At 69.3% G+C, this 26,154-nt stretch carries 30 protein-coding genes and 2 pseudogenes; 9 read left to right on the top strand and 23 right to left on the bottom strand.

The annotated features are described in order from the left end of the window. Positions 1-7: 7 nt before the first annotated feature. From ctaD to Q0863_RS09470, 4 genes are read left to right on the top strand one after another with little or no spacing between them, the layout of a single operon-like run. Positions 8-1,642 carry a cytochrome c oxidase subunit I gene (ctaD, locus tag Q0863_RS09485; protein WP_298577566.1) on the top strand — a complete coding sequence of 545 codons (1,635 nt, stop codon included), beginning with the start codon at positions 8-10 and terminating at the stop codon, positions 1,640-1,642. A gap of 11 nt (positions 1,643-1,653) precedes the next feature. Further along, complete coding sequence (locus Q0863_RS09480) at positions 1,654-1,788, top strand: hypothetical protein (protein WP_298577564.1); 135 nt, start codon at positions 1,654-1,656, stop codon at positions 1,786-1,788. Continuing rightward, on the top strand, positions 1,785-2,366 hold the full coding sequence (locus Q0863_RS09475) for a cytochrome c oxidase assembly protein (RefSeq protein ID WP_298577562.1): 582 nt from the start codon (positions 1,785-1,787) through the stop codon (positions 2,364-2,366). The genes Q0863_RS09480 and Q0863_RS09475 overlap by 4 nt, the downstream gene beginning before the upstream one ends. Positions 2,367-2,393: 27 nt before the next feature. After that, complete coding sequence (locus Q0863_RS09470; RefSeq protein WP_298577559.1) at positions 2,394-3,293, top strand: cytochrome c oxidase subunit 3; 900 nt, start codon at positions 2,394-2,396, stop codon at positions 3,291-3,293. A gap of 179 nt (positions 3,294-3,472) precedes the next feature. On the opposite strand, the gene Q0863_RS09465 is transcribed toward Q0863_RS09470, so the two are convergent. Beyond that, positions 3,473-3,703: a twin transmembrane helix small protein gene (locus Q0863_RS09465; protein ID WP_298577558.1), complete on the bottom strand. Its 231-nt coding sequence runs from the start codon at positions 3,701-3,703 to the stop codon at positions 3,473-3,475. 65 nt (positions 3,704-3,768) lie between these two features. Here Q0863_RS09465 and Q0863_RS09460 point away from each other — a divergent pair, with 65 nt between their 5' ends. From Q0863_RS09460 to cyoE, 4 genes and pseudogenes are all read left to right on the top strand, one after another. Next, positions 3,769-4,482, top strand: coding sequence for an SURF1 family protein (locus Q0863_RS09460; protein WP_298577804.1), 714 nt, complete (start codon positions 3,769-3,771; stop codon positions 4,480-4,482). After that, complete coding sequence (locus Q0863_RS09455; protein ID WP_298577557.1) at positions 4,479-5,048, top strand: hypothetical protein; 570 nt, start codon at positions 4,479-4,481, stop codon at positions 5,046-5,048. The genes Q0863_RS09460 and Q0863_RS09455 overlap by 4 nt, the downstream gene beginning before the upstream one ends. Next, positions 5,045-6,235, top strand: coding sequence for a COX15/CtaA family protein (locus tag Q0863_RS09450; RefSeq protein ID WP_298577555.1), 1,191 nt, complete (start codon positions 5,045-5,047; stop codon positions 6,233-6,235). The genes Q0863_RS09455 and Q0863_RS09450 overlap by 4 nt, the downstream gene beginning before the upstream one ends. Positions 6,236-6,295: 60 nt before the next feature. Then, positions 6,296-7,234 (top strand): annotated as a pseudogene (cyoE, locus tag Q0863_RS09445) (heme o synthase); the annotation flags it as partial. A 402-nt stretch (positions 7,235-7,636) separates the two neighbouring features. Here cyoE and Q0863_RS09440 read toward each other — a convergent pair. The 14 genes from Q0863_RS09440 to Q0863_RS09375 all read right to left on the bottom strand — a co-directional run bounded on the left by Q0863_RS09440 (position 7,637) and on the right by Q0863_RS09375 (position 14,792). Continuing rightward, positions 7,637-8,026: a hypothetical protein gene (locus Q0863_RS09440; protein ID WP_298577553.1), complete on the bottom strand. Its 390-nt coding sequence runs from the start codon at positions 8,024-8,026 to the stop codon at positions 7,637-7,639. Next, positions 8,023-9,264, bottom strand: coding sequence for a DNA/RNA non-specific endonuclease (locus Q0863_RS09435; protein WP_298577551.1), 1,242 nt, complete (start codon positions 9,262-9,264; stop codon positions 8,023-8,025). The genes Q0863_RS09440 and Q0863_RS09435 overlap by 4 nt, the downstream gene beginning before the upstream one ends. 133 nt (positions 9,265-9,397) lie before the next feature. Then, positions 9,398-9,613: a DUF4287 domain-containing protein gene (locus tag Q0863_RS09430; protein WP_298577548.1), complete on the bottom strand. Its 216-nt coding sequence runs from the start codon at positions 9,611-9,613 to the stop codon at positions 9,398-9,400. A gap of 191 nt (positions 9,614-9,804) precedes the next feature. Next, positions 9,805-10,149 carry a hypothetical protein gene (locus Q0863_RS09425; protein ID WP_298577547.1) on the bottom strand — a complete coding sequence of 115 codons (345 nt, stop codon included), beginning with the start codon at positions 10,147-10,149 and terminating at the stop codon, positions 9,805-9,807. 102 nt (positions 10,150-10,251) lie between these two features. Further along, positions 10,252-10,602, bottom strand: a complete 351-nt coding sequence (locus tag Q0863_RS09420; RefSeq protein WP_298577545.1) for a DUF2200 domain-containing protein — start codon at positions 10,600-10,602, stop codon at positions 10,252-10,254. Between the two features lie 43 nt (positions 10,603-10,645). Beyond that, complete coding sequence (locus Q0863_RS09415; RefSeq protein ID WP_298577543.1) at positions 10,646-11,041, bottom strand: GFA family protein; 396 nt, start codon at positions 11,039-11,041, stop codon at positions 10,646-10,648. 103 nt (positions 11,042-11,144) lie between these two features. Next, positions 11,145-11,567: an NIPSNAP family protein gene (locus Q0863_RS09410; RefSeq protein ID WP_298577541.1), complete on the bottom strand. Its 423-nt coding sequence runs from the start codon at positions 11,565-11,567 to the stop codon at positions 11,145-11,147. Positions 11,568-11,705: 138 nt separating this feature from the next. Beyond that, positions 11,706-12,050 (bottom strand): low molecular weight protein tyrosine phosphatase family protein, encoded by a 345-nt coding sequence (locus tag Q0863_RS09405; RefSeq protein ID WP_298577539.1) that lies wholly within the window; start codon positions 12,048-12,050, stop codon positions 11,706-11,708. Positions 12,051-12,083: 33 nt separating this feature from the next. Beyond that, positions 12,084-12,533 (bottom strand): NAD(+)--rifampin ADP-ribosyltransferase, encoded by a 450-nt coding sequence (gene arr, locus Q0863_RS09400; RefSeq protein WP_298577537.1) that lies wholly within the window; start codon positions 12,531-12,533, stop codon positions 12,084-12,086. Then, positions 12,530-13,006, bottom strand: a complete 477-nt coding sequence (locus Q0863_RS09395) for a DUF1330 domain-containing protein (RefSeq protein WP_298577536.1) — start codon at positions 13,004-13,006, stop codon at positions 12,530-12,532. Before Q0863_RS09395 ends, arr begins: the two co-directional genes overlap by 4 nt. Before the next feature lie 97 nt (positions 13,007-13,103). Next, a complete protein-coding gene (locus Q0863_RS09390) occupies positions 13,104-13,484 on the bottom strand; it encodes a hypothetical protein (protein ID WP_298577534.1) in 381 nt (126 codons plus the stop codon). A 107-nt stretch (positions 13,485-13,591) separates the two neighbouring features. Beyond that, on the bottom strand, positions 13,592-13,990 hold the full coding sequence (locus tag Q0863_RS09385; protein ID WP_298577532.1) for a GFA family protein: 399 nt from the start codon (positions 13,988-13,990) through the stop codon (positions 13,592-13,594). A gap of 87 nt (positions 13,991-14,077) precedes the next feature. Continuing rightward, entirely contained in the window at positions 14,078-14,320 is a 243-nt protein-coding gene (locus Q0863_RS09380; RefSeq protein ID WP_298577530.1) for a hypothetical protein, read from the bottom strand. Positions 14,321-14,393: 73 nt separating this feature from the next. Continuing rightward, the gene (locus Q0863_RS09375) at positions 14,394-14,792 is read right to left on the bottom strand and encodes a VOC family protein (protein WP_298577528.1); all 399 of its coding nucleotides are present in this window, start codon (positions 14,790-14,792) and stop codon (positions 14,394-14,396) included. A 1,741-nt stretch (positions 14,793-16,533) separates the two neighbouring features. On the opposite strand from Q0863_RS09375, the pseudogene Q0863_RS09370 reads away from it, so the two are divergent. Further along, positions 16,534-16,665: pseudogene (locus Q0863_RS09370) on the top strand (helix-turn-helix domain-containing protein); the annotation flags it as partial. A 130-nt stretch (positions 16,666-16,795) separates the two neighbouring features. On the opposite strand, the gene Q0863_RS09365 reads toward Q0863_RS09370, so the two are convergent. The 8 genes from Q0863_RS09365 to rpsU all read right to left on the bottom strand — a co-directional run bounded on the left by Q0863_RS09365 (position 16,796) and on the right by rpsU (position 26,086). Beyond that, positions 16,796-18,829, bottom strand: coding sequence for a prolyl oligopeptidase family serine peptidase (locus tag Q0863_RS09365; RefSeq protein WP_298577526.1), 2,034 nt, complete (start codon positions 18,827-18,829; stop codon positions 16,796-16,798). Between the two features lie 276 nt (positions 18,830-19,105). Continuing rightward, a complete protein-coding gene (locus tag Q0863_RS09360; RefSeq protein WP_298577524.1) occupies positions 19,106-19,558 on the bottom strand; it encodes a hypothetical protein in 453 nt (150 codons plus the stop codon). A gap of 76 nt (positions 19,559-19,634) precedes the next feature. Continuing rightward, positions 19,635-21,005, bottom strand: coding sequence for a hypothetical protein (locus Q0863_RS09355; protein WP_298577521.1), 1,371 nt, complete (start codon positions 21,003-21,005; stop codon positions 19,635-19,637). A gap of 739 nt (positions 21,006-21,744) precedes the next feature. Beyond that, positions 21,745-23,481, bottom strand: a complete 1,737-nt coding sequence (gene dnaG / locus Q0863_RS09350) for a DNA primase (protein WP_298577519.1) — start codon at positions 23,479-23,481, stop codon at positions 21,745-21,747. A gap of 143 nt (positions 23,482-23,624) precedes the next feature. Further along, complete coding sequence (locus Q0863_RS09345) at positions 23,625-24,512, bottom strand: YihY/virulence factor BrkB family protein (RefSeq protein ID WP_298577517.1); 888 nt, start codon at positions 24,510-24,512, stop codon at positions 23,625-23,627. Between the two features lie 70 nt (positions 24,513-24,582). After that, positions 24,583-25,092: a GNAT family N-acetyltransferase gene (locus Q0863_RS09340; RefSeq protein WP_345780522.1), complete on the bottom strand. Its 510-nt coding sequence runs from the start codon at positions 25,090-25,092 to the stop codon at positions 24,583-24,585. Positions 25,093-25,269: 177 nt separating this feature from the next. Next, entirely contained in the window at positions 25,270-25,716 is a 447-nt protein-coding gene (locus Q0863_RS09335; RefSeq protein WP_298577513.1) for a GatB/YqeY domain-containing protein, read from the bottom strand. Positions 25,717-25,870: 154 nt separating this feature from the next. Further along, on the bottom strand, positions 25,871-26,086 hold the full coding sequence (rpsU, locus tag Q0863_RS09330) for a 30S ribosomal protein S21 (protein ID WP_047138278.1): 216 nt from the start codon (positions 26,084-26,086) through the stop codon (positions 25,871-25,873). Between the last annotated feature and the right edge of the window lie 68 nt (positions 26,087-26,154).

The raw sequence follows: 26,154 nt of genomic DNA, 5'->3' as shown, positions 1-26,154 counted from the left end.
CCGCCCTATGTCCACGCAGACCATCCCCGCCGCCGCGCCCCACGGGCACGTCCATCACGACGACCACGGCCACAGGCAGTCGTTCATCGACCGCTGGTTCTTCTCCACGAACCACAAGGACATCGGCACGCTGTACCTGCTGTTCTCCTTCGTGATGTTCATCATCGGCGCGGCGATGAGCGTGATGATCCGCCTGGAGCTGATGGTGCCGGGCCTGCAGCACGTCAGCCCGCACTTCTTCAACCAGATGACCACGGTGCACGCGCTGGTCATGATCTTCGGCGGCGTCATGCCGGCCTTCGTCGGCCTGGCCAACTGGATGATCCCGCTGCAGATCGGCGCGCCCGACATGGCCCTGCCGCGCATGAACAACTGGTCCTTCTGGATCATGCCGTTCGCCTTCGCGCTGCTGCTGATGACCCTGTTCCTGCCCGGTGGCGGCCCCGCCGGCGGCTGGACCCTGTATCCGCCGCTGTCGCTGCAGGGCGGCTACGCCACCGCGTTCGCGATCTTCGCCATCCACATGATGGGCATCAGCTCGATCATGGGCGCGATCAACATCATCGCCACCGTGCTCAACATGCGTGCGCCCGGCATCGACCTGCTCAAGATGCCGATCTTCTGCTGGACCTGGCTGATCACCGCCTTCCTGCTGATCGCGGTGATGCCGGTGCTGGCCGGCGCGGTGACGATGCTGCTCACCGACAAGTTCTTCGCCACCTCGTTCTTCAACGCGGCCGGCGGCGGCGACCCGGTGATGTACCAGCACATCTTCTGGTTCTTCGGCCATCCCGAGGTCTACATCATGATCCTGCCCGCCTTCGGCGTGGTCAGCGAGATCATCCCGACCTTCAGCCGCAAGCCGCTGTTCGGCTACCAGGCCATGGTGTACGCCACCGCGGCGATCGCGTTCCTGTCGTTCATCGTGTGGGCGCACCACATGTTCACGGTAGGCATGCCGCTGGGCGGCGAGATCTACTTCATGTTCGCGACGATGCTGATCGCGATCCCGACCGGCGTGAAGGTGTTCAACTGGGTCACCACCATGTGGCGCGGCTCGATCAGCTTCGAAGCGCCGATGCTGTGGTCGATCGCGTTCGTGGTGCTGTTCTCGATCGGCGGCTTCTCCGGCCTGATGCTGGCGATCGTGCCCGCGGACTTCCAGTACCACGACACCTACTTCGTGGTGGCGCACTTCCACTACGTGCTGGTGACCGGCGCGCTGTTCGGCATCATCGCCGCGGTCTACTACTGGTGGCCGAAGTGGACCGGGCGCATGTACAACGAGACGCTGGCCAAGTTCCACTTCTGGTGGACCATGGTGTTCGTCAACCTGCTGTTCTTCCCGCAGCACTTCCTGGGCCTGGCCGGCATGCCGCGCCGCATCCCGGACTACAACGTGGTGTTCGCCGACTGGAACCTGGTCAGCTCGATCGGCGCGTTCGGCATGTTCGCCACGCCCTTCCTGATGTTCGGCATCCTGTTCCACTCGCTGAAGAAGGGCGCCATCGCCCCGGCGCGGGCCTGGGATTCGGCGCGCGGGCTGGAGTGGACCGTGCCGTCGCCGGCGCCGCACCACACCTTCGCCACGCCCCCGGTCATCCGCGACGGCGACCTGGCGCACGGCGACGTCAGCCACTGAGCATGCTGGTGATGAACCGCCCCGACCGCCCCGACGACGAGCTTGCGCAACGGCGCCGCCGCGCCGTGCGCACGGCGCTGCTGTTCGGCGGCATCGCGCTGGCGGTGTACGTGGCCTTCATCGCCTCGGGGGTGATCGGGCGATGAGCGCGGGCGTGTCCAACAAGGGCATCCTCAAGCTGGCCGCGATCTCGCTGGGCGCGTTCGCGTTCACGTTTTCGCTGGTGCCGCTGTACCGCATCGCCTGCGAGAAGGTGTTCGGCATCCGCCTGGACAACAGCGCCGCCGACGCCTCGGCCACCGCCGCGGCGGTGCCGGTCGAGCGCTGGGTGACGGTCGAGTTCGACGGCTCGGTGAACTCCAAGCTGCCCTGGGGCTTCCAGCCCAACGAGACGCGCATGCGCGTGCGCGTGGGCGAGCAGTACGAGGCGACCTACGCCGCGCACAACAACAGCCAGTCCGCGGTGGTGGGCAGCGCGACGCCATCGGTGGCGCCGGCGCGCGCCTCGGGCTACTTCAGCAAGACCGAGTGCTTCTGCTTCACCGCGCAGACCCTGCAGGCCGGCGAGACGCGCGACCTGCCGGTGCGTTTCATCGTCGATCCGGCCCTGCCGCCGGACGTGAAGACCATCACCCTGTCGTACACCTTCTTCAAGAACGACGTGCTCACCGACCGCCTCGCCGCGGCCGCGCCGTCGTCCACCGTGCCGCATTCGGCACCCTGACCCACCGCAGAACCGGACTTATTCGCCATGGCCCAGGCCCACGCCGACACCACAGCCCCTCACGGCAGCGACCCGAACGTGTATTTCGTGCCGCACCACAGCAAGTGGCCGCTGTTCGCCTCGGTGGCGCTGTTCGTCGCCATGCTCGGCCTGGCCACCTGGTTCAACGAGGTCAGCTGGGGCCGGTCGGTGTTCTTCGTCGGCGTGGTGGCGCTGGCCTTCATCCTGTTCAAGTGGTTCGCCGACGTGATCCTCGAGTCGGTGTCGGGCTACTACAACAAGCAGGTCGACGTGTCGTTCCGCATGGGGATGGTGTGGTTCATCTTCTCGGAAGTGATGTTCTTCGCCGCGTTCTTCGGCGCGCTGTTCTACGCCCGCCAGTTCGCGCTGCCGTGGCTGGGCGGCGCCGGCGACGGCGTGGCCACCAACTACCTGCTGTGGGAAGGCTTCAGCTCGGCCTGGCCGAGCAGCGGCCCGGGCACCGTGGGCGGGCAGTTCCAGACCATCCCGGCCTGGGGCCTGCCGCTGCTCAACACCCTGATCCTGCTCACCTCGGGCATCACCGTCACCATCGCCCACCACGCCCTCAAGGCCGGCGAGCGCACCAAGCTGCTGGTGTTCCTGGGCGCGACCGTGCTGCTGGGCTGCGTGTTCCTGTTCTTCCAGATCGAGGAATACGTCCACGCCTACCGCGACCTCAACCTGACGATGGGTTCGGGCATCTACGGCTCGACCTTCTTCATGCTCACCGGCTTCCACGGTGCGCACGTCACCCTGGGCACGATCATGCTGGCCATCATCTGGCTGCGCTGCGCCAAGGGCCATTTCACCAAGGAAAACCACTTCGCGTTCGAGGCGGTGGCCTGGTACTGGCACTTCGTGGACGTGGTGTGGCTGGGGCTGTTCCTGTTCGTCTACGTGCTTTGAAGCCGGGATACGGGATTCGGGAATCGGGAATCGGACAACCCGCCGACCGCCCGATCATCCTGCAGGAGAGCGCCGGGCCACCGGCGCTTTCGCGCTTTTGCGAATCCCGAACGCCTCACAACAGCCGCAGGCTGGTCATCCCGAACGCCTCACAACAGCCGCAGGCTGGTCATCCCGAATCACGAGTTCGGATTTCGACCCACGCCGTGGAACTCGATCCAGCCCATGTAGTTGGCCAGCACCACCAGCAGGATCAGCGCGATCGACAGGATGATGCGCTTGGTCAGCGCATTGACGGTGCGCTTGCTCTGGCCCTTGTCGGAGAGCATGTAGTACAGCCCCGCGCCGAGGTTCCACAGGATCAGCGCCAGGAAGCCGACCACCACCAGGATTTTCAGCGAATCGTTCATGACCTGATCCGGAAGCGCGGCGTGCGCCCGTCGCGGGCATTATCGCAGGCCATCGCATGGCAGGCGTGAGCCGGCGCGGCACATGGCTGCTGGGCTGGAGCCTGGCGCTGGTGCTGGCGGTGCTGTTCGCGGCGCTCGGCCGCTGGCAGCTCGGCCGCATGGACGAGAAGCAGGCGATGCTCGACCAGGTCGCCGCGACGCTGCAGCAACGCCAGCCGCTGTCGCTGGCCGCGGCCGCCGATCCGGCGCGCGCCCGCGATTTCGACTGGGCGCAGGGCGGCGGCCATTTCCTCGACGCGCCCGCGGTGCTGCTGGACAACCAGCAGCGCGGCGGCCGCCCCGGCGTGCGCGTGTACCGCGCCTTCGCGCCCGACGGCGCCGAACCGCTGCTGGTCGAACTGGGCTGGCTGCCGCTGCCCGGCGACCGCACCATGCCGCAGCCCGCCGCCATCCCCGGTCCGCAGCGCGTGCAGGGACTGCTGGCGCCGCCGCCGTCGGCCGGGCTGGCCGACGGCCTGTCCACCGCCACGCCGGGCGGCGACGTGCTGGCCGTACGCCTGGACGCGCCCGGCCTGCCCGCGCTGCTGGGCCTGGAGCGCCTGCCGGCGCGCGTGCTCAAGCTCGATCCGGCGCTGCCCCTCGGCCATGCGCGCGACCTCGACGTGCTGCCCAATACCCTGCCGCCGCAGAAACACCTGGGCTACGCGGTGCAGTGGTTCGGGCTGGCCGCGGCCGTGCTCGCCACCGCCCTTGTCCTGACTTTCCGGTTCCGCCGATGAATGCTCCCGTTTCCCCGCAGCAGCGCGGCCGCAACCGCGGCATGCTGATCCTGGTCGTCGTGCTGTTCCTCGGCAGCGCGATCGTCGCCGGTGCCCTGCGCTTCTCCGGCTGGCGCCCGGAGGGCATGAAGAACCACGGCGAGCTGCTCGACCCGCCGGGCGACCTGCGCCCGCTGGTGCCGCGGCTGCAGGCCGGCGGCGACTATCCCTGGAACCCGGCCGAGCGCACCTGGCGCATCGCGGTCGCGCCGCAGGCCGGCTGCACCAGCGAATGCGTGCAGCTCTCGCAGCAGCTCGACACGGTCTGGCAGCTGTTCACCCATCGCGCCGACCACGTGCACATCCTCTGGATCGGCGCGGCGCCGGACGGCGTGCAGCGCAACGCCGCCTGGCGCGAACTCGAACCCGATCCGGCCCTGCTCGCCGGGCTGCCGCGGCAGCGCGATCCGGCGGGCACGCCGGTCTACGTGATCGATCCCAACGGCTTCGTGATCCTGCGCTACGCTCCCGGGTTCGACCCGGGCCACCTGCGCACCGACATGGCCCGCCTGCTCAAGCTGCGATGACGTCTCCTTCCTCCACTCCCTCACGGCCGCAGGTGTACCGGCATTTCCACCGGATCGCCTGGCTCGCCGTCGCCCTGACCCTGGGCGTGATCGTGTTCGGCGCCTTCGTGCGCCTGTCCGATGCCGGCCTGAGCTGCCCGGACTGGCCGACCTGCTACGGCCGCGCCACCTGGCCGCAGGCCGCGCAGGAGGTGAGCGACCACGCCGCCAGCGCGATCCGTCCGTTCGAGACCGACAAGGCCTGGCGCGAGCAGGTGCACCGCCACCTGGCCGCGAGCCTGGGCGTGCTGGTGCTGGCGCTGGCGCTGCTGGCCGTGCGCCGCCGTCGCCACGGCCTGGCCCTGGTGCTGGGCGCATCGGCGCTGGTGGCCGCGGCGATCCCGCTGTACATGCAGGGCCACATCGTGCCGGCGCTGGCGGTGGCCGCGCTGGGCGAGGGCCTGCTGCTGGTCGCCGCGCTGCGCTGGTCGAACGTGGACCTGGCGCGCGCGGGCGCGCTGACCCTGGCGGTGGTGATCTTCCAGGCGCTGCTGGGCAAGTGGACGGTGACCCTGCTGCTCAAGCCGGTGATCGTGATGGGCCACCTGCTCGGCGGCATGCTCACCTTCTCGCTGCTGACCTGGATGGCCTGGCGCGCGACCCACCTGCCGGTGGTGCTGGCCGACGCCACCGTGCTGCGGCGCTGGCTGCTGGCGGCGATCGCGGTGCTGGGCGTGCAGATCGCCCTCGGCGGCTGGGTAAGCGCCAACTACGCCGCGCTGGCCTGCGGCGCCGGTGGCTGGACCACCGCGCAGCACCACTACATGGATTTCCCGCGCTGCGTCGGCCAGTGGTGGCCGCCGTCGGATTTCAGCGAAGGCTTCGTGCTGTGGCGCGGCGTCGGCGCGGACTACGAAGGCGGCGTGCTCGACGGCGCCTCGCGCATCGCGATCCAGATGGCGCACCGGCTGTTCGCGGTGGTCGCCGCGGCCATGCTGTGGCTGCTGTCCTGGCGCGCGATGCGCACCCCCGGCCTGCGCGCCTGGGCGGTGGTGCTGGCGCTGCTGACGCTCGCGCAGGTGCTGCTGGGCGTGCTCAACGTCAAGCTGTCACTGCCGCTGCCGGTGGCGGTGCTGCACAACGGCGGCGCGGCGCTGCTGCTGTTCACCCTGGTCTCGCTGCTGGCCCGCCTGCGGCGTCCGGACTGAGGCGGCCGACATGATGCAAGCACACGCCACCCGCGCCTTCGCCCGTCATCGGCCGACACCACGATGAGCCCCGCGCTTCCGACCTGGCGCCAGTACTGGACGCTGACCAAGCCGCGCGTGGTCGCGCTGATCGTGTTCACCGCGCTGGTGGGCATGTTCCTGGCCGTGCCCGGCCTGCCGCCGCTGCGCGAAACCGTGTTCGGCCTGTTCGGCATCTGGCTGGCCGCGGCCTCGGCCGCCGCCATCAACCACCTGATCGACCAGCGCATCGACAAGGTGATGGTGCGCACCGCCGACCGCCCACTCGCCACCGGCGCGCTCAAGCCCGGCCAGGTGCTGGCGTTCGCGGTGTTCCTGGGCGCGCTGTCGATGGCGATCCTGGTCGCGCTGGTCAATCCGCTCACCGCCGCGCTCACCTTCGCCTCGCTGATCGGCTACGCGGTCATCTACACCGGCTTCCTCAAGCGCGCCACGCCGCAGAACATCGTGATCGGCGGCATCGCCGGCGCCGCGCCGCCGCTGCTGGGCTGGGCCGCGGTGACCGGCATGCAGGGCCAGTGGGACTGGGCGCACGCGCTGCTGCTGGTGCTGATCATCTTCGTCTGGACGCCGCCGCACTTCTGGGCGCTGGCGATCTTCCGCCGCGATGACTACGCGCGCGCGCTGGTGCCGATGCTGCCGGTCACCCACGGCGTGGCCTACACGCGCTGGCAGATCCTGCTCTACACCGTGCTGCTGTGCGTGGTGACCGTGCTGCCGGTGGCCGTGGGCATGAGTGGGCTTTTCTACCTCGGCGGCGCGGTGGTGCTGGGCCTGGCCTTCCTCTGGTACGCCTGGCGCCTGCTCGATCCGCCGGACGAACTGTTCGCGATGAAGGTCTTCAACTATTCGGTGGTCTACCTGATGGCGCTGTTCGCCTTCCTGCTGGTCGACCACTGGCTGCTGCCGTGGCTGGATCCGTCGCCGCTGCAGGCGTTCGAGCTGGAGCGCGTGGACTGAGGTGAGTTGTCGAACGCCTTGCCGCGCAGCTGACGCCCAAGCCCGAGGCCGTCACGCTGAAGTCCGCCACCCAAGGGCCGTCCTTCCACGGCCGTAACTCCGAAGGCAGTCATCCCAAGGGCCGTCCTTCCAACGGCCGTCATCCCCGCGAACGCGGGGATCCATGTCGGTGGCGGCAGGAAAGATGGATTCCCGCGTCCGCGGGAATGACGCATTGTGGAAGCGACGTGGATGCCACACTGATGGCTGCATCCCTGTGGGAGCGACCTCGGTCGCGAACGCCTTCCTGTGGGAGCGACCTTGGTCGCGAACGCCTTCGCGCGCGAGCGCGCTCCCACATCGCGCACGGACGCGCCCTACATCGCGCGCGAGCGCGCCCTCACATCGCGCGGAGAGCCCGCGTCACCCAGGCCGCGCCCGCTCCGCCACCTCGTCCAGCGTCTCAGGCGTGATCCGCCAGCGCGCCGCATCCTCGTACACGAAGTCCGCATGCAGCCGCCCGCCGGCGCGCTGGAGCTGGATCACGCACACCGTCCACGGCGCCTGCCCGTCCACCTGCGTCGCGGCGCGCAGTTCGTCCAGGCGCGCGGCGATGGTGTCGGCCTCGGTCTTCGGCGTCGCCGCCACCGGCGCCTGCCCGTCGCGATAGCCGAAACCGCTGAGCCTGCGCGCGCCGTCGGCGTAGTCGGCGATCAGCGCATAGCCGTCGAGGTCGTGTCCGGCGGTGGCGATGTCGCGCAGCAGCAGCTCGCCGATGCCGCGTACCAGGGTGTCGCGATCGGGCGCGCTCAAGACGCCTTCCCGATCATCCCGTCCATCTCCTCGCGCGCAATCCGGTCGAACACCTGGCCAGCCTCGTTGTCGAACACGATCAGCCGGGGATCATAGACCGCCTCGCCCGTGGCCGGATCGATCACCGCGTAATCCACTCGCACCTGGTCCGGCCGCACGCTGCTGCCGGGCTCGAGCCGCATCTCCAGGTGGACTTCCATGCCGGTGGCCAGCCAGTCCGACCACTCCTGCTCCATGCCGGCGAACACGCGCTGGTTGAAGTGGCTCTGCTGCGGGAACATGTTCACCGGCCCGTGCCCGTTGACGAAGCGATAGGCCACCATGTGGCCCACGTCGTCGCCGCTGCCCTTCATGTCGTTGTCGCTGCGGAAGCGGCTCTGCGCATTGGCCTCGATGCGATCGGACTCGCGACCGCCGCTGCCCGGCTCCCAGGTCAGCACCGCATCGGCCGACACCGGGCGGCCGGCATCGTCAAGCGTCCACACCACTTCGTTGGATTCGCCGCTGCCGGTCTCGGTGACCACGCCGGTGATGCTGGCGCCCTCCACGTCCTCGCCGATGCGCACGGTCTGCGGCGGCGGCGTGCCGTCGAGCAGCATGCGGCTGTACGCGCCGCGATCGGCGCCGGCCGCGTCGTCCAGCAGCGCGGTGTGGCGGATGAAGTCCTCGCGCTCGGCCGGGGACGACGCCGGCCCGCCCTCGCGCGGCGCGTCGAACAGGCGGCTGGACCCGGTCATCACCCGCAGTTCGCCGTCGGCGGTCATCTCCAGCGACAGGCGCAGCTCGCCGATCGACGCCAGGCCGTTGGCCGCGGCAAGTCTGCGGAAGCTGGCCTCCATCGGCGTGCCCGCGTAGTCGCGGCCATGCACCTCGATGCGCGTGCGCGGCGGGATCGTGGCGGGGTCGAAGGGATTGAGCGCGCGCATCGCCGCCGGCGTGGCGTCGTCGTTGCGCATCGTCGCCTCGAAGCGCAGCGGCACCGCCTGCGCCTCCACGCCCGGTGCGGAGACGAACATCTCGCCCGTCGCCGACCAGGTCGTGTTCCACTGCGTCTCGCGCTCGCCCTGGATGCGCACCGAGCCGCGGTCGAGCGCGAACTCGACCTCGGCCGGGTCGGCGGACAGCAGCGCCTCGTCGAAGCCGGTGCCGCCGGGTTCGGCCGGACGCGGCGACAGGATCGGCCCCTGCAGTCCCGGAGGCGGCAGCGGCGGCGGAAACCGGAACGTCTCGAATGCCATGGCGGGCCGGATGCGTGCGGCGCCGTATGGCGCCTTCCGCGTGGAAGACTACGCGCCCCTCCCGCAACGCAACATTGGGGAAAACCCGGGGTCGCGCGCCCGCACCGATCCGGTGCGCGACGAGGGATTCGCGCTAGGCGCCGGCCTGCGCCTTGCGGTACGCCACCAGTGCGTTCGCATGGCCGTGGCCAAGCCCGTGCGCCTGCTTGAGGAAGGCGACCTGCTCCATGTGCGCGCGTCCGCCCACCGTCTCCAGCAGCCCCAGCCAGTGCGCGACCGGCTTGCCGTAGGTCTTCTCGATCGAGGGGAAGTAGGAGGCGGGTCCCTTGGTCTTGCTGCTGTCCGTCATGGCGTGGCTCCTTTGGAATGCGGATGGGATCGATGCGTCGTGGGGGATGTCCGCGACGCTGTCTCCCAAGGACGAACGGCCAGGCGCCGGATCGACATTCCCGCGGGCCTGCAATGGTCGCCTGCCCGGCAGGCCCGGCCAATCCGCTGCGGTCCTGCGTCGGCGCGCCGCAGCACCGCAGCGCCCCACCATCAGCGCACTGCAGCCGCGCACCTTGCGGTGAGTGCGTCGAGTTCCTCCAGCAGCGTCGCGTCCACCGCCGTGAAGTTGAAGCAAGACTTGCCCTGCATGCGCTTGCGCAGGCCCGGCGAGATGCCCTCCAGCAGTTCCGGATGCTCGTACACGGGCATGAGGTGGTAGCTCACACAGGATTTCCTGGCCTGCACCGCGCCGAAGAACCCCGGCTTCGCCCTGGGTGCGACCGGCGCGATCTCCACGTACAGGTGCCCGGGCTCGTCGGTGCGGATCGGCAGGCCCTGGGCATGCCTGCGCAGGAGGGACGCCAATGCAGCGAAGGTCTGGTCGGATTCGTTCATGGCTGCCTCGAAGCGCCGCCCGGGCGCACGGATCGGATGTTGTGCCGGTTCCCGCTGCCCGTCCCTCACCGGCGACACGGACTGGGCGGAACCCGGCGGGCGTTACGATCGCAGGATCTTCTCCATCGCCTTGCCTTTCGCCAGCTCGTCCACCAGCTTGTCGAGGATGCGGATCCGCCGCATCAGTGGATCGGCGACTTCTTCCACACGCACGCCGCAGACCAGGCCGGTCACGCGCGCGCTCGCCGGGTTCATCGCCGGCGCCTGCGCGAAGAAGGTCTCGACATCGTGCTCCCGGCTGATCTGCCGCTGCAGACCGGCCTGCGTGTAGCCGGTCAGCCAGCGGAGCACCTGGTCCACCTCCGCCTGCGTTCGGCCCTTGCGCTCGGCCTTCTGCACATACAGCGGATACACGCTGGAGAACTTCGTGGTGAAGATGCGATGCCCGGTCATGCGTCCTCCCGCAATGCGATGGCTGCCGCCTGCGACCGCAGGTTCAGGGGTGATGTTCGATGTCCGCCGGCAGGCCCACCCAAGGGTGCATGCGCTCCTCGTAGACGGACACGTGGCGCGGTGGAAACGACGGGTCCGCGAACGCCCCCACCGGGATCGCGACCGCGTCCGGCTGCGCCTCGGGCGTGTAGTACACCGTGTCGCCGCAGACCGGGCAGAAATGGAACCGGGCGCGGCCGCCTTCGTCGCCGACGCGGACATAGGCGGTGCTGCGGCCCTGGATCGTCACCGAGTCCGCCGGAAATCGCGCCTGCACCGCGAACACGCTGCCGGAGCGTCGCTGGCAGGCCAGGCAATGGCAGATGGAGATGCGACCAGGGTCCGCCTGCGCGACAGCGCTGAGCTGGCCGCAGCTGCAGGCGGCGTGGTGGACTGGCATTGCAGGGTCTCCCGGCATCGACTTCGCTCCACTTTGCCCGATCCTGCCGATCAGGCCCTGCAGCCGCGATCGTGCGCGGATCGCCCACGCCCGTCCTTGGCCGTCATCCGCAGGCCGGGCTGTATGCAACGCGGACCAGGGGCTGGCCCTGCGACTCATGCACTAGCTGCCCGCTTTCCCCGGCCGTCCGCCGCTTCACGTCGATCCATTCCTGGTCGGCCAGGAACGTCTTCCAGCTCGCCTCCATCGTGGCCTCGTCCGGCCAGGCAAGCACGTACACGAACTCGAGCTTCTCGCCGGTATCGCTTTCCCACATGTCGACGACCGTGAAACCATGCCGCTTCATGATCGGCAACGCATGATCCTGGAAGCGTGCATGGAAGGCGTCCCGATTGCCGCGATCGATCTCGTAGATCCGCAACTGGTGCAGGCCGTCGCGGTCTGCGCAGACGTAGCGATCCTGCGCGCTGGCGGCGGCAGACAGACCGACAAGGAAAAGCAGTGCGAGCGTTGGCGGAACGCGCATGGTGCGACTCCTGCGCTTGCGACAGGCCCGGAGTACGCCGGGCGCGCTCCGGGCCGGAGCGTCCGGCGCATGGTCGATCGTCCCACGTTAAGAAACCGGCATCGACCGGCATCGACCGGCTGCGACCGTGGCCCGCACCTAGGCCGTGCCCCCGCGTTCCGGCAGGTAGGGCGGCACCTTCTTCTCGAGCAGCCGCACGAGCTCCGGCGCCATGTACGCGTACTTGTCGGGGATCCCGAGTACCGCGATGCGCTTGCCGAGCAGCTGGCGCTGGAACCTGGCCGCGATCCTGGCCCGGTGCGCCGGTTCCATGACCAGCACCGTATCGGCCCAGTCGATCAGCTCCGCCGAGACGGGGCAGCCCGCGTCGTGCCCGGTTCCGGCCGATGCCGTTTCCACCCCCGGCCAGTGGGCAAACACCTGCTCGGCCGTGGGGCTGCGCAGGCGGTTCTTGCCACAGACGAACAGCACGTTGTGTTTCAAGGCATCACCTGCGGATCGCTGCGGGAATCATGGCTATTCCTCGACAAACGCCAAGCCGCGTTTCTTGAGGTCTGCGAGGGAGTCCAGCATGCCCTGCAGCACGTGCGCGGGGTGCCCCTGCCAGTCCTCGACGATCCCCACGATCCTGAGCGGGTCGCGCGTGCGATAGGACCGGGTGGGGTTTCCCGGGAACCGCCGGTTCGTCAGGTTGGGGTCGTCCTCGAACGGCCCGCTGGGCTGCACCAGATAGACGTGGCCACGACCCTCCAGCCCGGACAGCGACATGGCAAGCTCCGCGCCCCAGATGGCGGGCTCCAGCAGCGCGGAGAAGTAGACGTGCTTCAGGGCGCGACCCTCGAAGTGGGAGCGATGGCCCGTCGCGATCGTGTCCCCGACCGCAAGCCTGGCCTTCGTGCCGTGATAGAACGGCCCCGGCACCTGGTCGCAGTTGCCGTGCGAGACCGGAATCCATTGCGCAGTCATTCGTGATCTCCATTGTTCGCTGCCGCTCGCGCCCCGGCGGACTGTCGGGCAGGCAGCCCGAATCCGTCAGCCATGGCGGGCATGATCGGGATGAGCCGCGAATCCTCGATGGCCGCGGTGCGATGCCTGACCGCCGCCCGGTACCCGGGCATGGCGAGCATCGAGCGGAATGCGTCGACCGATGGATAGCGGACAAGGAAGACCGCATGCCAGATCTCGTCCTCCGGCCCGATCAGCGATGCACCGGGCCTGCCGCTGAAGATCACGCTGCCGCCGATCCGGGAAATGGCCTGCAGCGCGACCTGCGAGTAGCGCCGGTACGCTTCGCGTCCGCTGCAAACCGTTTCTTCCGGCGGATAGGCGGCCCGGTCGCGGAACCGCAGCTGGTTGAGCATCACCACAGGCACGTCCGCCGGCAGGGCGGCGAGCATGTCCAGCTGCCGGCGGCTGAGGGGTTCATGGGGGTCGGTCACGACAGCGATCGCTCCTTGGATCACGAAAGAGGAATGCGGCCTGGCGTGCGGCTCGACCGCCGCCCGGCGGGGATGTGCGCTTTCAGGCGCCCTTGGATCACCTGCGCGGAACCGGCGTCACCCTGCCGATCTCGCAGCCACGCCCGAATGCAGCAGTGGCCACGCCGCCCATCCGGGAAAGACCCAGCGACGCATGGTCCATCAGCATCACCTTGTCGCCCGGATGCCCGCACACTGCCGCGCCGCCGCTCCTGGACACCAGCCGGATCGAATGCGCGTTGGCGAGATCCGGGCACTTTTCGACAGTTTCCACACGATAGTAGCGGTGGCCCCCGTGCCGCCGTGGCGCGACCTCGACCACCAGCCCCGCGCCGTCCTCGCTCCATCCGCGCAGGAAGCGGGCGTCGACGCAGAATTCCGTCGTGCCGCGGATATCACGCCAGTGCCGGTCTCGTGCCTCGACCCGATCCAGCGTCACCGCCGGCTCCGCCTGCGCGTCGCCAGCAGGCGGTTCCCGTGCCGCGGAGGGATATGACAGCGCGCCGACACAGGCGCAGATGGCCGCGGCGAACGCGCGCCGAAGCCTCACGGGAACGCCACGTGCTCGACGAGCGGTGCCGCCAGCCTTGCCCACTCCGGGCGTTGGCCGGTGAACAACGCGTCCGTGGGTGAGAAGACTGTCGGGTCGTCCAGGCTGCCCGCGTAGATCGTCACCAGGTCCGGCTCCGACTCGGGCGTGCCGAACAGCAGGCAGCCGCACTCGGAGCAGAAGTTCCGGACCGCCGGCGAACCGCTGCCACCCTGCACGCGCGACTGCTTCACCGGCCCTGAGTGCGCGAACGACGCCCTGGCCACGCCCAGAACGGGAACGCCACCGCTACCGGACGCGCGCTGGCAATCACGGCAGTGACAGACGACCGAGAACAAGGCGGGACCGGATGCCCGGTACTGGACGGCACCACAGAGACAGCGGCCGGTGAGCATATGTGCTTCCACGGTAGTGGATGGAGTTGTGTGGCAGGTGACCAGGAATCGGGAGGATCCGCGCCCGCGTAGTGGCGTCGGCTTGAATCAGTGAGAGGCCCCGCCGCCATCGCCATCACCACCCCTGGGAGCACCCTGCCCAGACCCTTCCTTCCTGCTCGCCCGTGGGCTGGGCAGCGCAAGCGAAATCGCGATCCCGATAGCGATGCCAAATCCAATGCCCAAGGCGGGATTGTCCAGGGCGATGCCGAGCGCTGCACCGATGGCCACGCCGATCGCCACGCCGATGCCGAGCTTGGTGGACCTCTTGCCGCCGACGCTCCCGTGCATGCGATGCGCCTCCCAATGAACCGAACGCCTGAACCGGGCGGAGCCGCGAAGCGGCTTCGTCCTGAGTGAATTTCTAGCCCGCGAAATTCAGCTGCCAGGACACGCCGAACCGGTCGTTGATCCAGCCGAACCGCTCGCTGAAGCCGTAATTGTCCAACGGCATCAGGACTTCGCCGCCCTCGGACAGAACGCCGAACACGCGCTCCAGCTCCGGGATCGAATCGAACTCCACGAACGTCGAACTCGCGGGCGTGAACGTAAAACCATGCTTGACCGGACTGTCGGAACACATGAACTCGCGGCCACAGAGCGTGAACAGCGCAAGCTTGATGGAGCCCGCCGGACCGGGCTCGCCCTCGGCGTAGCGCGCGACGTTCACCATGCCCGAATCGGGAAACGTGGCGAAGTACAGATCCAGCGCGCGCTGCGCCATGCCGCCCTGGAACATGAGGAATGGTTTGGCTGTCGTCACCAGACACCTCCATGCGCGATTGCCGACTTGCACGGGAACCATGCCGGGCCGGGCGCCGCCTCGGCGTCAACGAACCTCGGACCGGGCGCCGGTGCGAACCGGGCAGGGCAAAGCATAGCCTGCTGGCGCGCGGAGGCCCGAACGCCAGGCAAAAAGACGCAAGCGCCGAGCCCGGAAGGCGGACGATGGACAAAATTTGTCCAACCGCCGAGCTCGGAGGCCGGAGCGCCGGGCAAATAGCCTGGCCAGCCAGGCAAAAAGAGCGGACGGCCGAGCAAATAATGCCGAGCGCGGGGCTGAAAGGCCGGACGGCCGAGCAGATCAGCCGGTGGACCGAGCAAACAGGGGCGCGGGTGGGGCTAGGAAGCCGGCGCGCCGTACGAATAGTGCCGGGCGCCGAGGTTGAAGCTTGGCGAGCGGCCTGGCACGTTCAACAGACGACCGAGGAAGCGACATCGGCTACAAGACACTGATCGAGACGCTCGCATGAATCTCAAGGGTGTTGCACTTGGGGCGCTAATTCCCCCTCTAATCTGCCAAGTAGAACTCAACCTTTCCGCAGATCTGGCATGCGTAAGTGTCAAAGTTCTCGCGATTGGTGAAGAGCCTTCCGACGTCTAGCAGAAGGCCAGGAAGCAGGCTCCCTTCATGAAGCTTCATCCGGCGAACGAAAGTCAACGGTGCTTCACAGCGAATACAAGACAGTTCCCGCTCCTCGGCCTGAGTGGCACCGACATCTGGAGCAAAGTTTTTGGCCGGAGGAGTCCCATCAAGGCTGGTTCCGCACTTCCAGCAGATTGCGTAGCCGTCTTCGATGGTCTCGCCACATCTCTTACATGTTTCGTTAGCCATGTACGCTCCGTGTAGGGCCCAACGCTTGAACTAAGCCGCGCCGAGAAGCGGCGTCGGTCTGAATGAACTCTTAGCTGCCATCGCTGGCCCCGCAGCTGTATGAGTCCATGGTGGTCGTGTAGTTGACCCGGCCGACTCTCTTGTCGAAGCGATACTTGGCTAAGGCTAGTCTTGTCGAGGCGTCACAAGGACGGTCACCGGACGACTCCAGAATATCGACGCGATCAACTGCGCCGCCACTTGCCACATGCAGTTTGGCCTTGACGGTGCATGTGAAGTTCTGCGGCTTGTTGTGGCAGGCATGCGGAGGCTGCAAGACAGGCTCAACGTGGACGGGGCGGACCACTCCGCTAGCAGTGGCTGCACAGGGAAGAAGTATCAAAAGGATCGCGGTGATGCTTCTCATGGTCCCTAACGCCAGAGTTAAGGCGAGCTGCGAAGCGGCTTCGCCTTTAACGAATTGCTAGGCGTCACTCCGTTGAAAGTCATAACAACCGATTCCAGCCGGAGGATCTGTCTATACGCTCCAAGGTCTCCTTGGCGGCGTAAAACTGGCCAAGACCACAATCCTTGCAAACAACCCAAGAGAACTTTGCGGCTTTTGTGAGCTCGCTCAGGCCAGGCAATAAATCCCCGCCTTCGCCTAAGAACGACCGTATTGGCGGGCTGCGAAACAGGTTGTCCGAGCCACAAGAGCACTTTCGAGACTGCATAGAACTTCCTTGTGATGCCTAACGCTTGAGTTAAGCCGTGCCGCGAAGCGGCGTCGGCTTGGACGAATTGTTAGCGCTCGCAGGTTAACAAAGTAAGTGCAACACCCGCGCCGCCCTGGAATGGAGAGGTGAGCTGGCAGACTGGGGAGGAGTTCTCCGGCAAGAGACCATCCTTCATGTACCACCAGCTCACCGAAGCCGAACGATACACCTTGTCTGCCCTGAAGCGACAAGGGTGGTCGATGCGCCGCATCGCCGAAGCTCTGCAACGTTCCCCAAGCACGATTAGCCGGGAAGTCAGGCGTAATGCAACCCTCGATCGGCACAGACCGCGGCCACTATATGTGCCGAGCAAAGCCCAGGAGCATGCCAATGGCCGACGCAGGCGCTCCTGCCAGGTCAAGCATCACCCGGCTTCCCGCAACGCTTCCCCGCAGCCTATTCGCCCAGCAGGTGCCGCTGCCAGAACAGGATGGATGCGGCGCCGAAGTAGTCGCTGTTGCTCTTCTTCCGGAAGCCGTGGCCCTCGTCGTTGAACATCAGGAACCACACCGGCTTGCCGTTGGCGCGCACGGCGGCGGCGATCTGTTCGGCTTCGGTGTAGGGCACGCGGGGATCGTTCCTGCCCTGTGCGACGAACAGCGGGGCGTCGATGCGGTGCGCGTTCTTCAATGGCGAGATGCGGTCGAACACGGCGCGCATGGCCGGGTCGCGCTCGTCGCCGTATTCGGCGCGGCGCAGGTCGCGGCGGTATTCCTCCGTGTTGGTGAGGAAGGTGCTGAAGTCGGAGATGCCGACGATGTCGATGCCGGCGCGGATGCGGTCGCTGTAGTGCATCAGCGAGGCCAGCACCATGTAGCCGCCGTAGCTGCCGCCGCTCACGCCCACGCGCGAGGCGTCGAGTTCGGGCTGCGTCGCGATCCAGTCGAGCAGGGCGCCGATGTCCTTGACCGAGTCCTCGCGCCGGTCGGCATTGTCGAGGGTGAGCCAGGTCTTGCCGTAGCCCGAGGAGCCGCGCACGTTGGGCACCAGCACCGCGACGCCCAGTTCGTCGAGCAGGAACTGGATGCTGGCATTGAAGCCGGGGCGCGCCTGCGATTCCGGGCCGCCGTGGATGCTGACCACCACCGGGTAGCCGCCCGCCGGTGCCGGCTTCGAGGGACGGTAGTAGAAGGCGGGAATGGTGCGCGGCTGGCCGTCCACGCTGTCGAAGGTGGAGTAGCGCACCAGGGTGGGCGCGACGAAGCGGCCGGTGTCCAGGCCGCCCACTTCGCTCTTCGTCCAGCGCGCCAGGGTGGCGGTGCGCAGGTCGATCACGTGGGCGTCGCTGGGCGAGGTGGACGTGTTGAGGGTCACCGCCAGGCGCTGGCCGTCGGGCGAGAATTCCAGGCCGCCGATCAGGCCCACCGGCAGTTCGGGCAGTGCCACCGGCGCATGCGACGGCAGGGGCAGCACGGTGAGCCGGTGGATGCCGTCCTCGTTGGTGACATAGGCCAGGTGGCGGCCGTCGCCGGAGAGTTCGAAGGCATCCACGCCCCACGGCGCGGTGCTCAGCTGCACCGGCGCGCCCTGGCCGGGGCGGTGGTGGCGCAGGGTGCGGAACTCGCTGGGCACGCCGGCCACCGGCTCGTCGGAGACGTAGTACACGCCCTCGCCGTCGGGCGCATAGCGGAAGCCGTCGAACGCGGCCTTGCCGCCGTCGATCGGGAACATGCGCACGCGACCGGTCGCGACGTCCACCTCGCCGGGGTACGACTCGTTGGCCGAGACGTACTTCGTCACCAGCAGGCGGCTGCCGTCGGGCGAGAAGTCCTGCGCGCTCCAGCTGCCGCCTTCCTGCAGCAGCAGGCGCGACTGGCCACTGCGCAGGTCGCGCAGCCAGATGTCGCGGTCGGTGCCGTTGCGCGAGGTGCTGCTCCAGGCCATGCGGCTGCCATCGCGGCTGAGCACGGTGCCGCCGTTCTGGCTGCGCTTGCCGTCGGTGAGCAGGGTGGCCTCGCGCGTGCGCGCATCGAACCAGTACAGCTGCGAGAACTCGTCACCGCCGCGGTCCTTGCCGAACACGAATCCGTCGCGCGGCGCGCCGGGCGGGGCGACGCGCACGCCGGCGACGGGCTCGCGATAGAACGTCAGCTGCTCGCGCATGGCCAGCGGTTCGCAGACGCGGTGCACCTGGCTGGTCTCGGCGAAGCGGGTGGAGACGAGCAGGCAGCCCTCGCCGGTCCAGCCATCGACCGAGGCGCCGCGCGTGTTCTGGTAGCGGTTGAGCCGTTCGACGAGTTCGGCGGGGATCTCCGGGATGTTCTCGGTGACGCGGTTGCCCTGCTCCTTGCGTTCGACGGCGGTGGGCGCGTCGATGGAGGCGGGCTGGCCGGCCTGGGCAGTCTGGGCAGTCTGGGCAGTCTGGGCCGAGACGGGCAGCGCCAGCGCCAGGCACAGGGCCAGGCTGGCGATCGGCGGGGTCAGGCGCATGGGTGGCTCCCGGGAAGAGGGTGGCCACAGGCTAGTCGAGATTGGCGCGTCGGGCAGCCGTTGCAGGCTGGGTGTGCTGCACGCTTGCTCCCTCCCCCGCCTGCGGGGGAGGGTTGGGGTGGGGGTGCATCAGGTCGCGTTGCGTGGAGGGTGGCGCGGCTTCGTTGCCCCCATCCCAACCTTCCCCCGCACGCGGGGGAAGGAGCAGAGCAGAGACTGATCTCGCGCACGCGGGGGAACGGGCGGATCGCGGCGGCGGGCTGCCGGCGCGGTCGCCTACTCCCGCGGCGTGAGCACCATCAGCACGGTCGCGCCGTCGCTGCCTTCCGGGGCTTCGACCAGGGCGGCGGCCACCCGCTGCTTGCCGTCGGTCCAGGCCGCGCGCGGATAGCCCGCGGTGCCGGTCGGGGTCAGCCCCGGCTCGGGTTGCCAGCCGGCGTCGCGGGCCTGGCGGTCGAGGTCGTCGCGCAGCGCGGTCCAGTCGCTGCCGTCGGACAGGCTGTAGTAGGTCGGCGTCCAGCGGCCGTCGCCGAGCGTGCGCAACGAGGCGTGCAGGTCGGCAAAAGCCAGCGACACGCGGTCGGTGCTGGCGTCGTCGACGGCGTAGCGGGTCGCGCCCGCCGGCGGGGTCAGTTGCGGAACGCTCATGTCGGCACGCGTGCCGCAGGCGGTGCCGGCCAGCGCGGCGCAGAACAGGGCCAGGACGAGTGGGCGGAAGGGCGCATGCATCGGCTGCGTGGACCGGGAGGGAAGCGGCAGCTTAGCGCCCCGCGCGTCCACGCGGCATCGCGGGACGCATGCAGGCTCAGCGGTTGGCCTCGGCCACGGCGGCGAAGGCGGCGTTGTAGCTGTCCACGCCGGGGCCGTCGTCGTTGATCGCGCCGCTGGCATCGCGCGGGATGCCCAGTTCGTACAGCGCCTGCTTGAGCTCCTTGTCGCCGTCGGCCACCGCATCGACGATCGAGTCGATCGCCTGCGCGGTGATGCCGTTGCCCACCGAGGCGATCACGCCCGCCGCGGGGTTGGCCGCGCCGGCGGCGCCGAAGCCCGCGCCGAAGATGTTCTTCAGCATGTCGGCCTGGGCTTCGCGGTCGCTGGTGATGTCGTTGATCGCGGCGGCGGTGGCGCCGGTGAAGTAGCCCAGGTTGCGCGAGACCACCGGATCCTTGAAGGCATCGTAGGCATTGCCGCTGCCGTCGTTGCCCTGCTGCAGGCGCACGATGGTGTCGCGCACGCGGTCTTCCTGGCCGCTGGCGAGCAGGCCGGCGGTGTAGGACACCATCGCCTGGCCGGACGGATCGTTGTTGGTGCGCAGCTGCGTCACGATGCCGTTGGGATCGCTGGCGAGCAGGTTGCCCATCGCATCGGCCACTGCCGACACGTCCGCGTCCTGGCCGACGTACGGGGTCATCATCCCGCCGGCATCCTGGATGTCCTGCAGCTGCCCGGCGGCGCCTTCGAACACGCGCGCCTTGGTGGCGACATCGTCGCTGCGCGCGGCGGCGTTGACGATGTCGGCGAGCAGGGCCGGGTCGTAGTCGACGCTGGTGGCGCTGGCGCCGTAGCCGCCGGTCACCGTGGTCATGCTGCTGCCGGCGGCGCTCTCGAGCACCGACTCGAGCTGCCCGTCGCTGAGCGCGGCCACGGCCTTGTCGAACGAAGCCGGATCGTCGGACAGGCTGGCCAGCACCTGGCCCACCGCGACCGCTTCCGGGTCGGCCTGGGTGGAACTGGCGTAGCCGAAGCCGGCGTCGATACCGGTCTTGTCGCCGCTGTCGGTCTGCGTGGCCATGCGCTCGACGTAGTCCACGCGCACGGTGGCCGGCGCACGTTCGCCGATGGCGCGGCCGAGTTCGGCGATGCTGCCGCCGTGGCCCTCGAACGCGGCGGTGACGCGCGCCAGCTGCTCGCCATCCAGGCCTTCGGCGAGGGAGTTGAACAGGTCCTGGCGCTCGCTGGCGCTCAGGTCGCCCATGGTGCCGTGGATCTCGTCGGCCCACTTGTCGAGGTCGCCATCGCCCAGCTGCTGGATGACCTCGTTGCGCTGCTCGGGGGTGAGCCCGGCCAAGACGCGGTTGTTCTCCGTGAGATCGCCATGGCTGACGTCCCAGTCGCTCCAGCCTTCCGACAGGTTGTCCTGGATGGTGTTGGTGGCATCGCCGACCGGATCGGACATGACGCATCTCCGTGGCGCACGCGCGCCGCATGATCGATGGCGTGATGATCGGCCGCGCCGGCGCGCCGAAACAGCTGGGGAGTGCCCTAGGGCTGCGCGGGTGGCCGGGATCGGGGCTTATCGCCACGGCCTGCCCCCATCCCGGCGGCAAGGCACTGCTCCCTCACCCGCAAGCGGGGGAGGGTTGGGGTGGGGGCGCATCAGGTCGCTGTGGGATTGGACTGCGTCGCGCCGGCCTGCCCCCATCCCAACCTTCCCACCCGTGAAGGGCGCAATGCCCGCCCGCGGGGGAAGGGGCAGTGCGTCGCGGCGACGGCAAGGCACTGCTCCCTCCCCCGCAAGCGGGGAGGGTTGGGGTGGGGGCGCATCAGGTCGCTGTCGGATTGGACTGCGTCGCGCCGGCCTGCCCCCATCCCAACCTTCCCACCCGTGAAGGACGCAATGCCCGCCCGCGGGGGAAGGGGCAGTGCGTCGCGGCGGTAGCCTGTCACTGCTCCCTCCCCCGCAAGCGGGGGAGGGCTGGGGTGCGGGCGCATCAGGTCGCTGCGGGAATGGACTGCGTCGCGCCCGCCTGCCCCCATCCCAGCCTTCCCAGCCGTGAAGGGCGCAATGCCCGGCCGCGGGGGAAGGGGCAGTGCGTCGCGGCGGTAGCCTGTCACTGCTCCCTCCCCCGCAAGCGGGGGAGGGTTGGGGTGGGGGAGAGTCAGGTCGCCGTGGGATTGGGCTGCGTCGCGCTCGCCTATCGCCGCGCCTGCAGCAGCTCCCGCAGTTCGGTCTTGTCCGCCTCGTCCAGGCCGGGGCCGCGCTGCTTTTCCTGCAGCTCGTCGACGCGCTGCTGCAGGGTCTGGCGGTCGAGCTGGGCGATCGCGTCCTGGAACTCCTCGCGCCAGTGCGCCACGTCGCCCGGCATGCTGTGGCTGGCCAGCTTCTGCAGCGCGGCGCCGTCCTCGCGGTCGGCGAAATGTTCGAGCAGCGCGCCGGTGGTGATGTCCGGGCGCATGCTGACCAGGGCGATCAGCTCGGTGAGCAGTTCGATGCCGGGCTGGCGCAGGGCGACGAAGCGGTAGGGCGGCGCCAGGTCCAGGGCCAGCGAGGGCTGCTGCAGCAGCAGCGAGATCGCACTGCGCACCAGGCTGCGCTTGGGCGGCGCCAGCGGCTGGCTGCCGCGGCCGCGGATCGGCGCGCGCGTTTCGGCGGGCGGCGGCCGCGCGCCCACGCCGGTGAGTTCGGTCAGGCGCTGCTGCATCAGGTCGCCGAAGGCGCCGTCCGGGATCTGCGCCAGCAGCGGCTTGGCGCGCTCGGCCAGCCGCGCCTTGCCGTCGAGCGTGGACAGCGAGACCCCGGCCGACACCGTGTCGAAAAAGAACCGCGACAGCGGCGTGGCGTCGCGCAGCCGCGCGTCGAAGCCCTGCGCGCCCTCGCTCCGCACGATGCTGTCCGGATCCTCGCCTTCGGGCAGGAACAGGAAGAAGGCCTGCCGGCCCTCGCGCATGCGCGGCAGCACCGATTCCACCGCCTTCCACGCCGCGCTGCGCCCGGCGCGGTCGCCGTCGAAGCAGAAGTAGACGTCCGGTGCGTTGCGGAACAGCAGCTCGGCGTGGTCGGGCGTGGTCGCGGTGCCGAGCGTGGCCACGGCCTGGCTGACGCCGTGCTCGAACAGCGCGATCACGTCCATGTAGCCTTCGACCACGATCAGGCGTTCGATCTTCGGGTTCGCCTGCCGCACCTGCCACAGCCCGTACAGCTCGCGCCCCTTGTGGAACAGCGGGGTCTCGGGCGAGTTGAGATACTTCGGACCTGCGTCCCTGCCGTCGGTTGGCGCGTCCAGCACGCGGCCGCCGAACGCGATCACCCGCCCGCGGCGGTCCAGGATCGGGAACATCACCCGGTCGCGGAACTTGTCGTAGACGTGGCCGCGGTCGTTCTTCGACAGCATGCCGCCGCGCTCGAGCAGCTGCAGGCGCCTGGGATCCGTGCCCAGCGCGTCCTTCAGCGCGGAGAAGCCGTCGGGCGCGTAGCCGATCGCGAACTGCGCACGCACCGCCTCGCCCACGCCGCGGGCGTCGAGGTAGGCGCGCGCCCTGTCGCTGCCGGCGAGGTGGCGCTGGAAGAAACGCGACGCCGCCTCCAGCGCGTTGAACAGGTCCTGGGTGTCGGGATTGGCGTTGCGCTGCTGGGTCTCGCGCGGCACTTCCATGCCCGCCTGGCGCGCCAGCTCGTCGACCGCGTCGAGGAACTCGAGCCGGTCGTACTGCATGAGGAACGAGATCGCGGTGCCGTGCGCGCCGCAGCCGAAACAGTGGTAGAACTGCTTGGTCGGCGAGACGGTGAACGAGGGCGAGCGCTCGTCGTGGAACGGGCAGCGCGCCGAGTATTCCTTGCCCTGCCGCTTGAGCGGCACGCGCGCATTGACCACCTCGACGATATCCGTCCTGGCGAGCAGGTCGTCGATGAATGCGTCGGGGATCCGGGCCATGCGGCTAGTGTATGCGCGCGCGGCGCCGGCGCCGCCCTGTCGTGGCGCGATCGCGCGGTGCCGCGCCGCGTCGCCGCCCGCAATCCGCCAGGCGTGCGCGCGACACGGGGACGACGGAATCGGCGGCAGCGGCCGCAGCGTCGCTACAGGGTGCCGGCGGGCGCCGGGCGTGGCCGGTGCGCTTCGGGCCGGGCGTTGGCGCGTTCGTCGATCACCGCGGTCAGCAGCGCGCCGACGAAGAACACCACGCTGCCGTAGTAGATCCACACCAGCAGCAGCACCAGCGCGCCCATCGAGCCGTAGGCGCTCCCCGGCGCGGCCTGGGCCAGGTACAGGCCGATCAGCCAGCGCCCGGTGGCGAACAGGGCGGCGGTGATCGCGCCGCCGAGGAAGGCCTGCGGCCAGGCGACCCGGCGATCGGGCAGGTAGTGGTAGAGGAAGGCGAAGGTGATCACGTACAGCACGAAGGTGGTGACGTAGCCCACCGCGGGCAGCAGCGAGGGCAGGCGCGCGAAGGCGACCTGCAGCGCCGTGGTCGCGACCATCGACAGCACCAACAGGAAGCCGATCGCCAGCACCACGCCCAGCGAGAACACGCGCTTGCGCAGCCAGGCCGGCAGGCCGGTGAAGCGCTGCGCCTCGCTGCGGAAGATCAGGTTGAGCGCGCCCTGCAGCTGCGCGAACACCACGGTCGCGCCGACGAACAGCAGCACCGTGCTCCAGGCGCCGGCCAGCGAGCCCATGTCGGGCTGCTCCGTGGCGTTGCGGATCACGGTGCTGGCCACGGTCGATGCGCCGGGACCGGCGAGATCGCCGATCTGGTCGATCAGCGACTGCTGCGCGGGTGGATACAGCGAGGCGGTGATCCACAGCAGCAGCACCAGCAGCGGCGCCAGCGACAGCAGCGCGTAGAACGCCAGCGAGGCGGCCTGGGTCATCAGACCGGCCTCGACGAAGCGCTGCACCAGCGCGCCGGGCAGGCTGGCCTGGAAGCGTTCGGTCAGGTGCTGGAGCTTCTGCTTGGCTTGCATGACCCGGATGATCGCGGAGGCGCCGTCGACCCGGCGTCAGCGTGCGGCCCGCCGGAGGGCGCGAGGGGCCTCAGTCCGTGGCGCCCGCCGTGCCGTCGGCCGCGAGGCTGCGCAGCGCCTCGCCGCTGAGGCGCTGGGTGGTCCAGCCTTCCATGCCCACCGCGCCGATCCGCCGGTAGAAGCCGATCGCCGGGGCGTTCCAGTCCAGCACCGACCACTCGAAACGTCCGCAGCCGCGCTCCACCGCCAGCCGCGCCAGCCGCGCCATCAGGCGCCGGCCGATGCCCATGCCGCGGTAGCGGGGCTGCACGAACAGGTCCTCCAGGTACAGGCCCGGCCTGGCGAGGAAGGTCGAATAGTTCTGGAAGAACAGCGCGAATCCGGCGGCCGCGCCATCGACTTCGGCCAGCACGACCTCGGCGCAGGGACGCGGGCCGAACAGCGTGGCCGCCAGCTGCGCCTCGTCGGCCTGCACCTCGTGCGCCAGTTGCTCGTATTCGGCCAGGCCGCGGATCAGGGCGAGGATCGCGCCCACGTCGTCGGGGCGCGCGGGACGGAGGACGATGTCGGCAGGCTGCATGCGGCCGATTGTGCGCCGATCGTGCGCGCGATGCGCCGGCGGCGCCATGCCGCGGCCGCCGCGCCAGGCCGGCACTGCGCGGCCGAGGCGGGCCGCGCGTCGAAGCCAGGCCGGCACTGCGCGGCCGAGGCGGGCCGCGCGTCGAAGGGGCGCGGGACGCGCCGGCGGGGTCGGGGCTCAGCCCGCCAGCTTCTGCTTCACCAGCTTCGACACCAGGCCCATGTCGGCCTGGCCAGCCAGCGCGGGCTTGAGCACGCCCATCAGCTTGCCCATGTCGGCCGGCGCGCTGGCGCCGGTCGTGGCGATCGCATCGTCGATGGCTGCCAGGATCTGCGCCTCGTCCAGCTGCGCGGGCAGGTAGGTCTGGATCACGGCGATCTCGGCGCGCTCGATGGCGGCCAGGTCCTCGCGGCCGGCGCCTTCGTACTGGCTCACCGAGTCCTTGCGCTGCTTGAGCATCTTCTCCAGCACGGCCAGCACCGCGGCGTCGTCGAGCTCGATGCGCTCGTCGACTTCGCGCTGCTTGATCGCGGCATTGACCAGCCGGATCACGCCCAGGCGATCCTTGTCGCCGGCCTTCATCGCGGCCTTCATGTCGTTGGTGAGCTGCTGTTTCAGGGTCATGGCTGCGGCCGGTTGGGGAGGAGGGAGGAAGCGGCGCCGATCGGGCCGTTGCGGGACGCCGGCGCTCCGGATCCGGTCGCCGATGGCGGCTGCGCCCAGAACACAAAAAGCCGGCCACGCTCGCGCGTGCCGGCTTCTGGCGAAGCGTCGCGGCTCAGTACAGGCGCTGGCGCTTGGTGACGTCGCGCGACACACGGCGCGCCTGGCGCTTCACCGCGGCGGCGGCCTTGCGCTTGCGCTCCTGGGTCGGCTTCTCGTAGAACTCGCGCTTGCGGGTCTCGGCGAGGACGCCGGCCTTCTCGCAGGTGCGCTTGAAGCGACGCAGGGCAAACTCGAAAGGCTCGTTTTCGCGGACTTTGACGCTGGGCATAGGAATCTCTGGCTCTTGGGAAGGCCGGCCGACGATGGGCCGGTCTCTGCGAAGGACTCGCACCTCCC

The sequence above is a fragment of the uncultured Luteimonas sp. genome, from assembly GCF_947492465.1.
Classification (GTDB): Bacteria; Pseudomonadota; Gammaproteobacteria; order Xanthomonadales; family Xanthomonadaceae; genus Luteimonas.
Note: the sequence above shows the minus strand (reverse complement) of the source record. Positions and strands in the feature narration are given on the sequence as shown.

Coding starts and splice junctions, on each gene's coding strand:
- ctaD (WP_298577566.1), top strand. CDS start 8: ATGTCCACGCAGACCATCCCCGCCGCCGCGCCCCACGGGCACGTCCAT.
- Q0863_RS09480 (WP_298577564.1), top strand. CDS start 1,654: ATGAACCGCCCCGACCGCCCCGACGACGAGCTTGCGCAACGGCGCCGC.
- Q0863_RS09475 (WP_298577562.1), top strand. CDS start 1,785: ATGAGCGCGGGCGTGTCCAACAAGGGCATCCTCAAGCTGGCCGCGATC.
- Q0863_RS09470 (WP_298577559.1), top strand. CDS start 2,394: ATGGCCCAGGCCCACGCCGACACCACAGCCCCTCACGGCAGCGACCCG.
- Q0863_RS09465 (WP_298577558.1), bottom strand. CDS start 3,703: ATGAACGATTCGCTGAAAATCCTGGTGGTGGTCGGCTTCCTGGCGCTG.
- Q0863_RS09455 (WP_298577557.1), top strand. CDS start 4,479: ATGAATGCTCCCGTTTCCCCGCAGCAGCGCGGCCGCAACCGCGGCATG.
- Q0863_RS09450 (WP_298577555.1), top strand. CDS start 5,045: ATGACGTCTCCTTCCTCCACTCCCTCACGGCCGCAGGTGTACCGGCAT.
- Q0863_RS09435 (WP_298577551.1), bottom strand. CDS start 9,264: ATGGCATTCGAGACGTTCCGGTTTCCGCCGCCGCTGCCGCCTCCGGGA.
- Q0863_RS09430 (WP_298577548.1), bottom strand. CDS start 9,613: ATGACGGACAGCAGCAAGACCAAGGGACCCGCCTCCTACTTCCCCTCG.
- Q0863_RS09425 (WP_298577547.1), bottom strand. CDS start 10,149: ATGAACGAATCCGACCAGACCTTCGCTGCATTGGCGTCCCTCCTGCGC.
- Q0863_RS09420 (WP_298577545.1), bottom strand. CDS start 10,602: ATGACCGGGCATCGCATCTTCACCACGAAGTTCTCCAGCGTGTATCCG.
- Q0863_RS09415 (WP_298577543.1), bottom strand. CDS start 11,041: ATGCCAGTCCACCACGCCGCCTGCAGCTGCGGCCAGCTCAGCGCTGTC.
- Q0863_RS09410 (WP_298577541.1), bottom strand. CDS start 11,567: ATGCGCGTTCCGCCAACGCTCGCACTGCTTTTCCTTGTCGGTCTGTCT.
- arr (WP_298577537.1), bottom strand. CDS start 12,533: ATGACTGCGCAATGGATTCCGGTCTCGCACGGCAACTGCGACCAGGTG.
- Q0863_RS09385 (WP_298577532.1), bottom strand. CDS start 13,990: ATGCTCACCGGCCGCTGTCTCTGTGGTGCCGTCCAGTACCGGGCATCC.
- Q0863_RS09380 (WP_298577530.1), bottom strand. CDS start 14,320: ATGCACGGGAGCGTCGGCGGCAAGAGGTCCACCAAGCTCGGCATCGGC.
- Q0863_RS09365 (WP_298577526.1), bottom strand. CDS start 18,829: ATGCGCCTGACCCCGCCGATCGCCAGCCTGGCCCTGTGCCTGGCGCTG.
- Q0863_RS09360 (WP_298577524.1), bottom strand. CDS start 19,558: ATGCATGCGCCCTTCCGCCCACTCGTCCTGGCCCTGTTCTGCGCCGCG.
- Q0863_RS09355 (WP_298577521.1), bottom strand. CDS start 21,005: ATGTCCGATCCGGTCGGCGATGCCACCAACACCATCCAGGACAACCTG.
- dnaG (WP_298577519.1), bottom strand. CDS start 23,481: ATGGCCCGGATCCCCGACGCATTCATCGACGACCTGCTCGCCAGGACG.
- Q0863_RS09345 (WP_298577517.1), bottom strand. CDS start 24,512: ATGCAAGCCAAGCAGAAGCTCCAGCACCTGACCGAACGCTTCCAGGCC.
- Q0863_RS09340 (WP_345780522.1), bottom strand. CDS start 25,092: ATGCAGCCTGCCGACATCGTCCTCCGTCCCGCGCGCCCCGACGACGTG.
- Q0863_RS09335 (WP_298577513.1), bottom strand. CDS start 25,716: ATGACCCTGAAACAGCAGCTCACCAACGACATGAAGGCCGCGATGAAG.
- rpsU (WP_047138278.1), bottom strand. CDS start 26,086: ATGCCCAGCGTCAAAGTCCGCGAAAACGAGCCTTTCGAGTTTGCCCTG.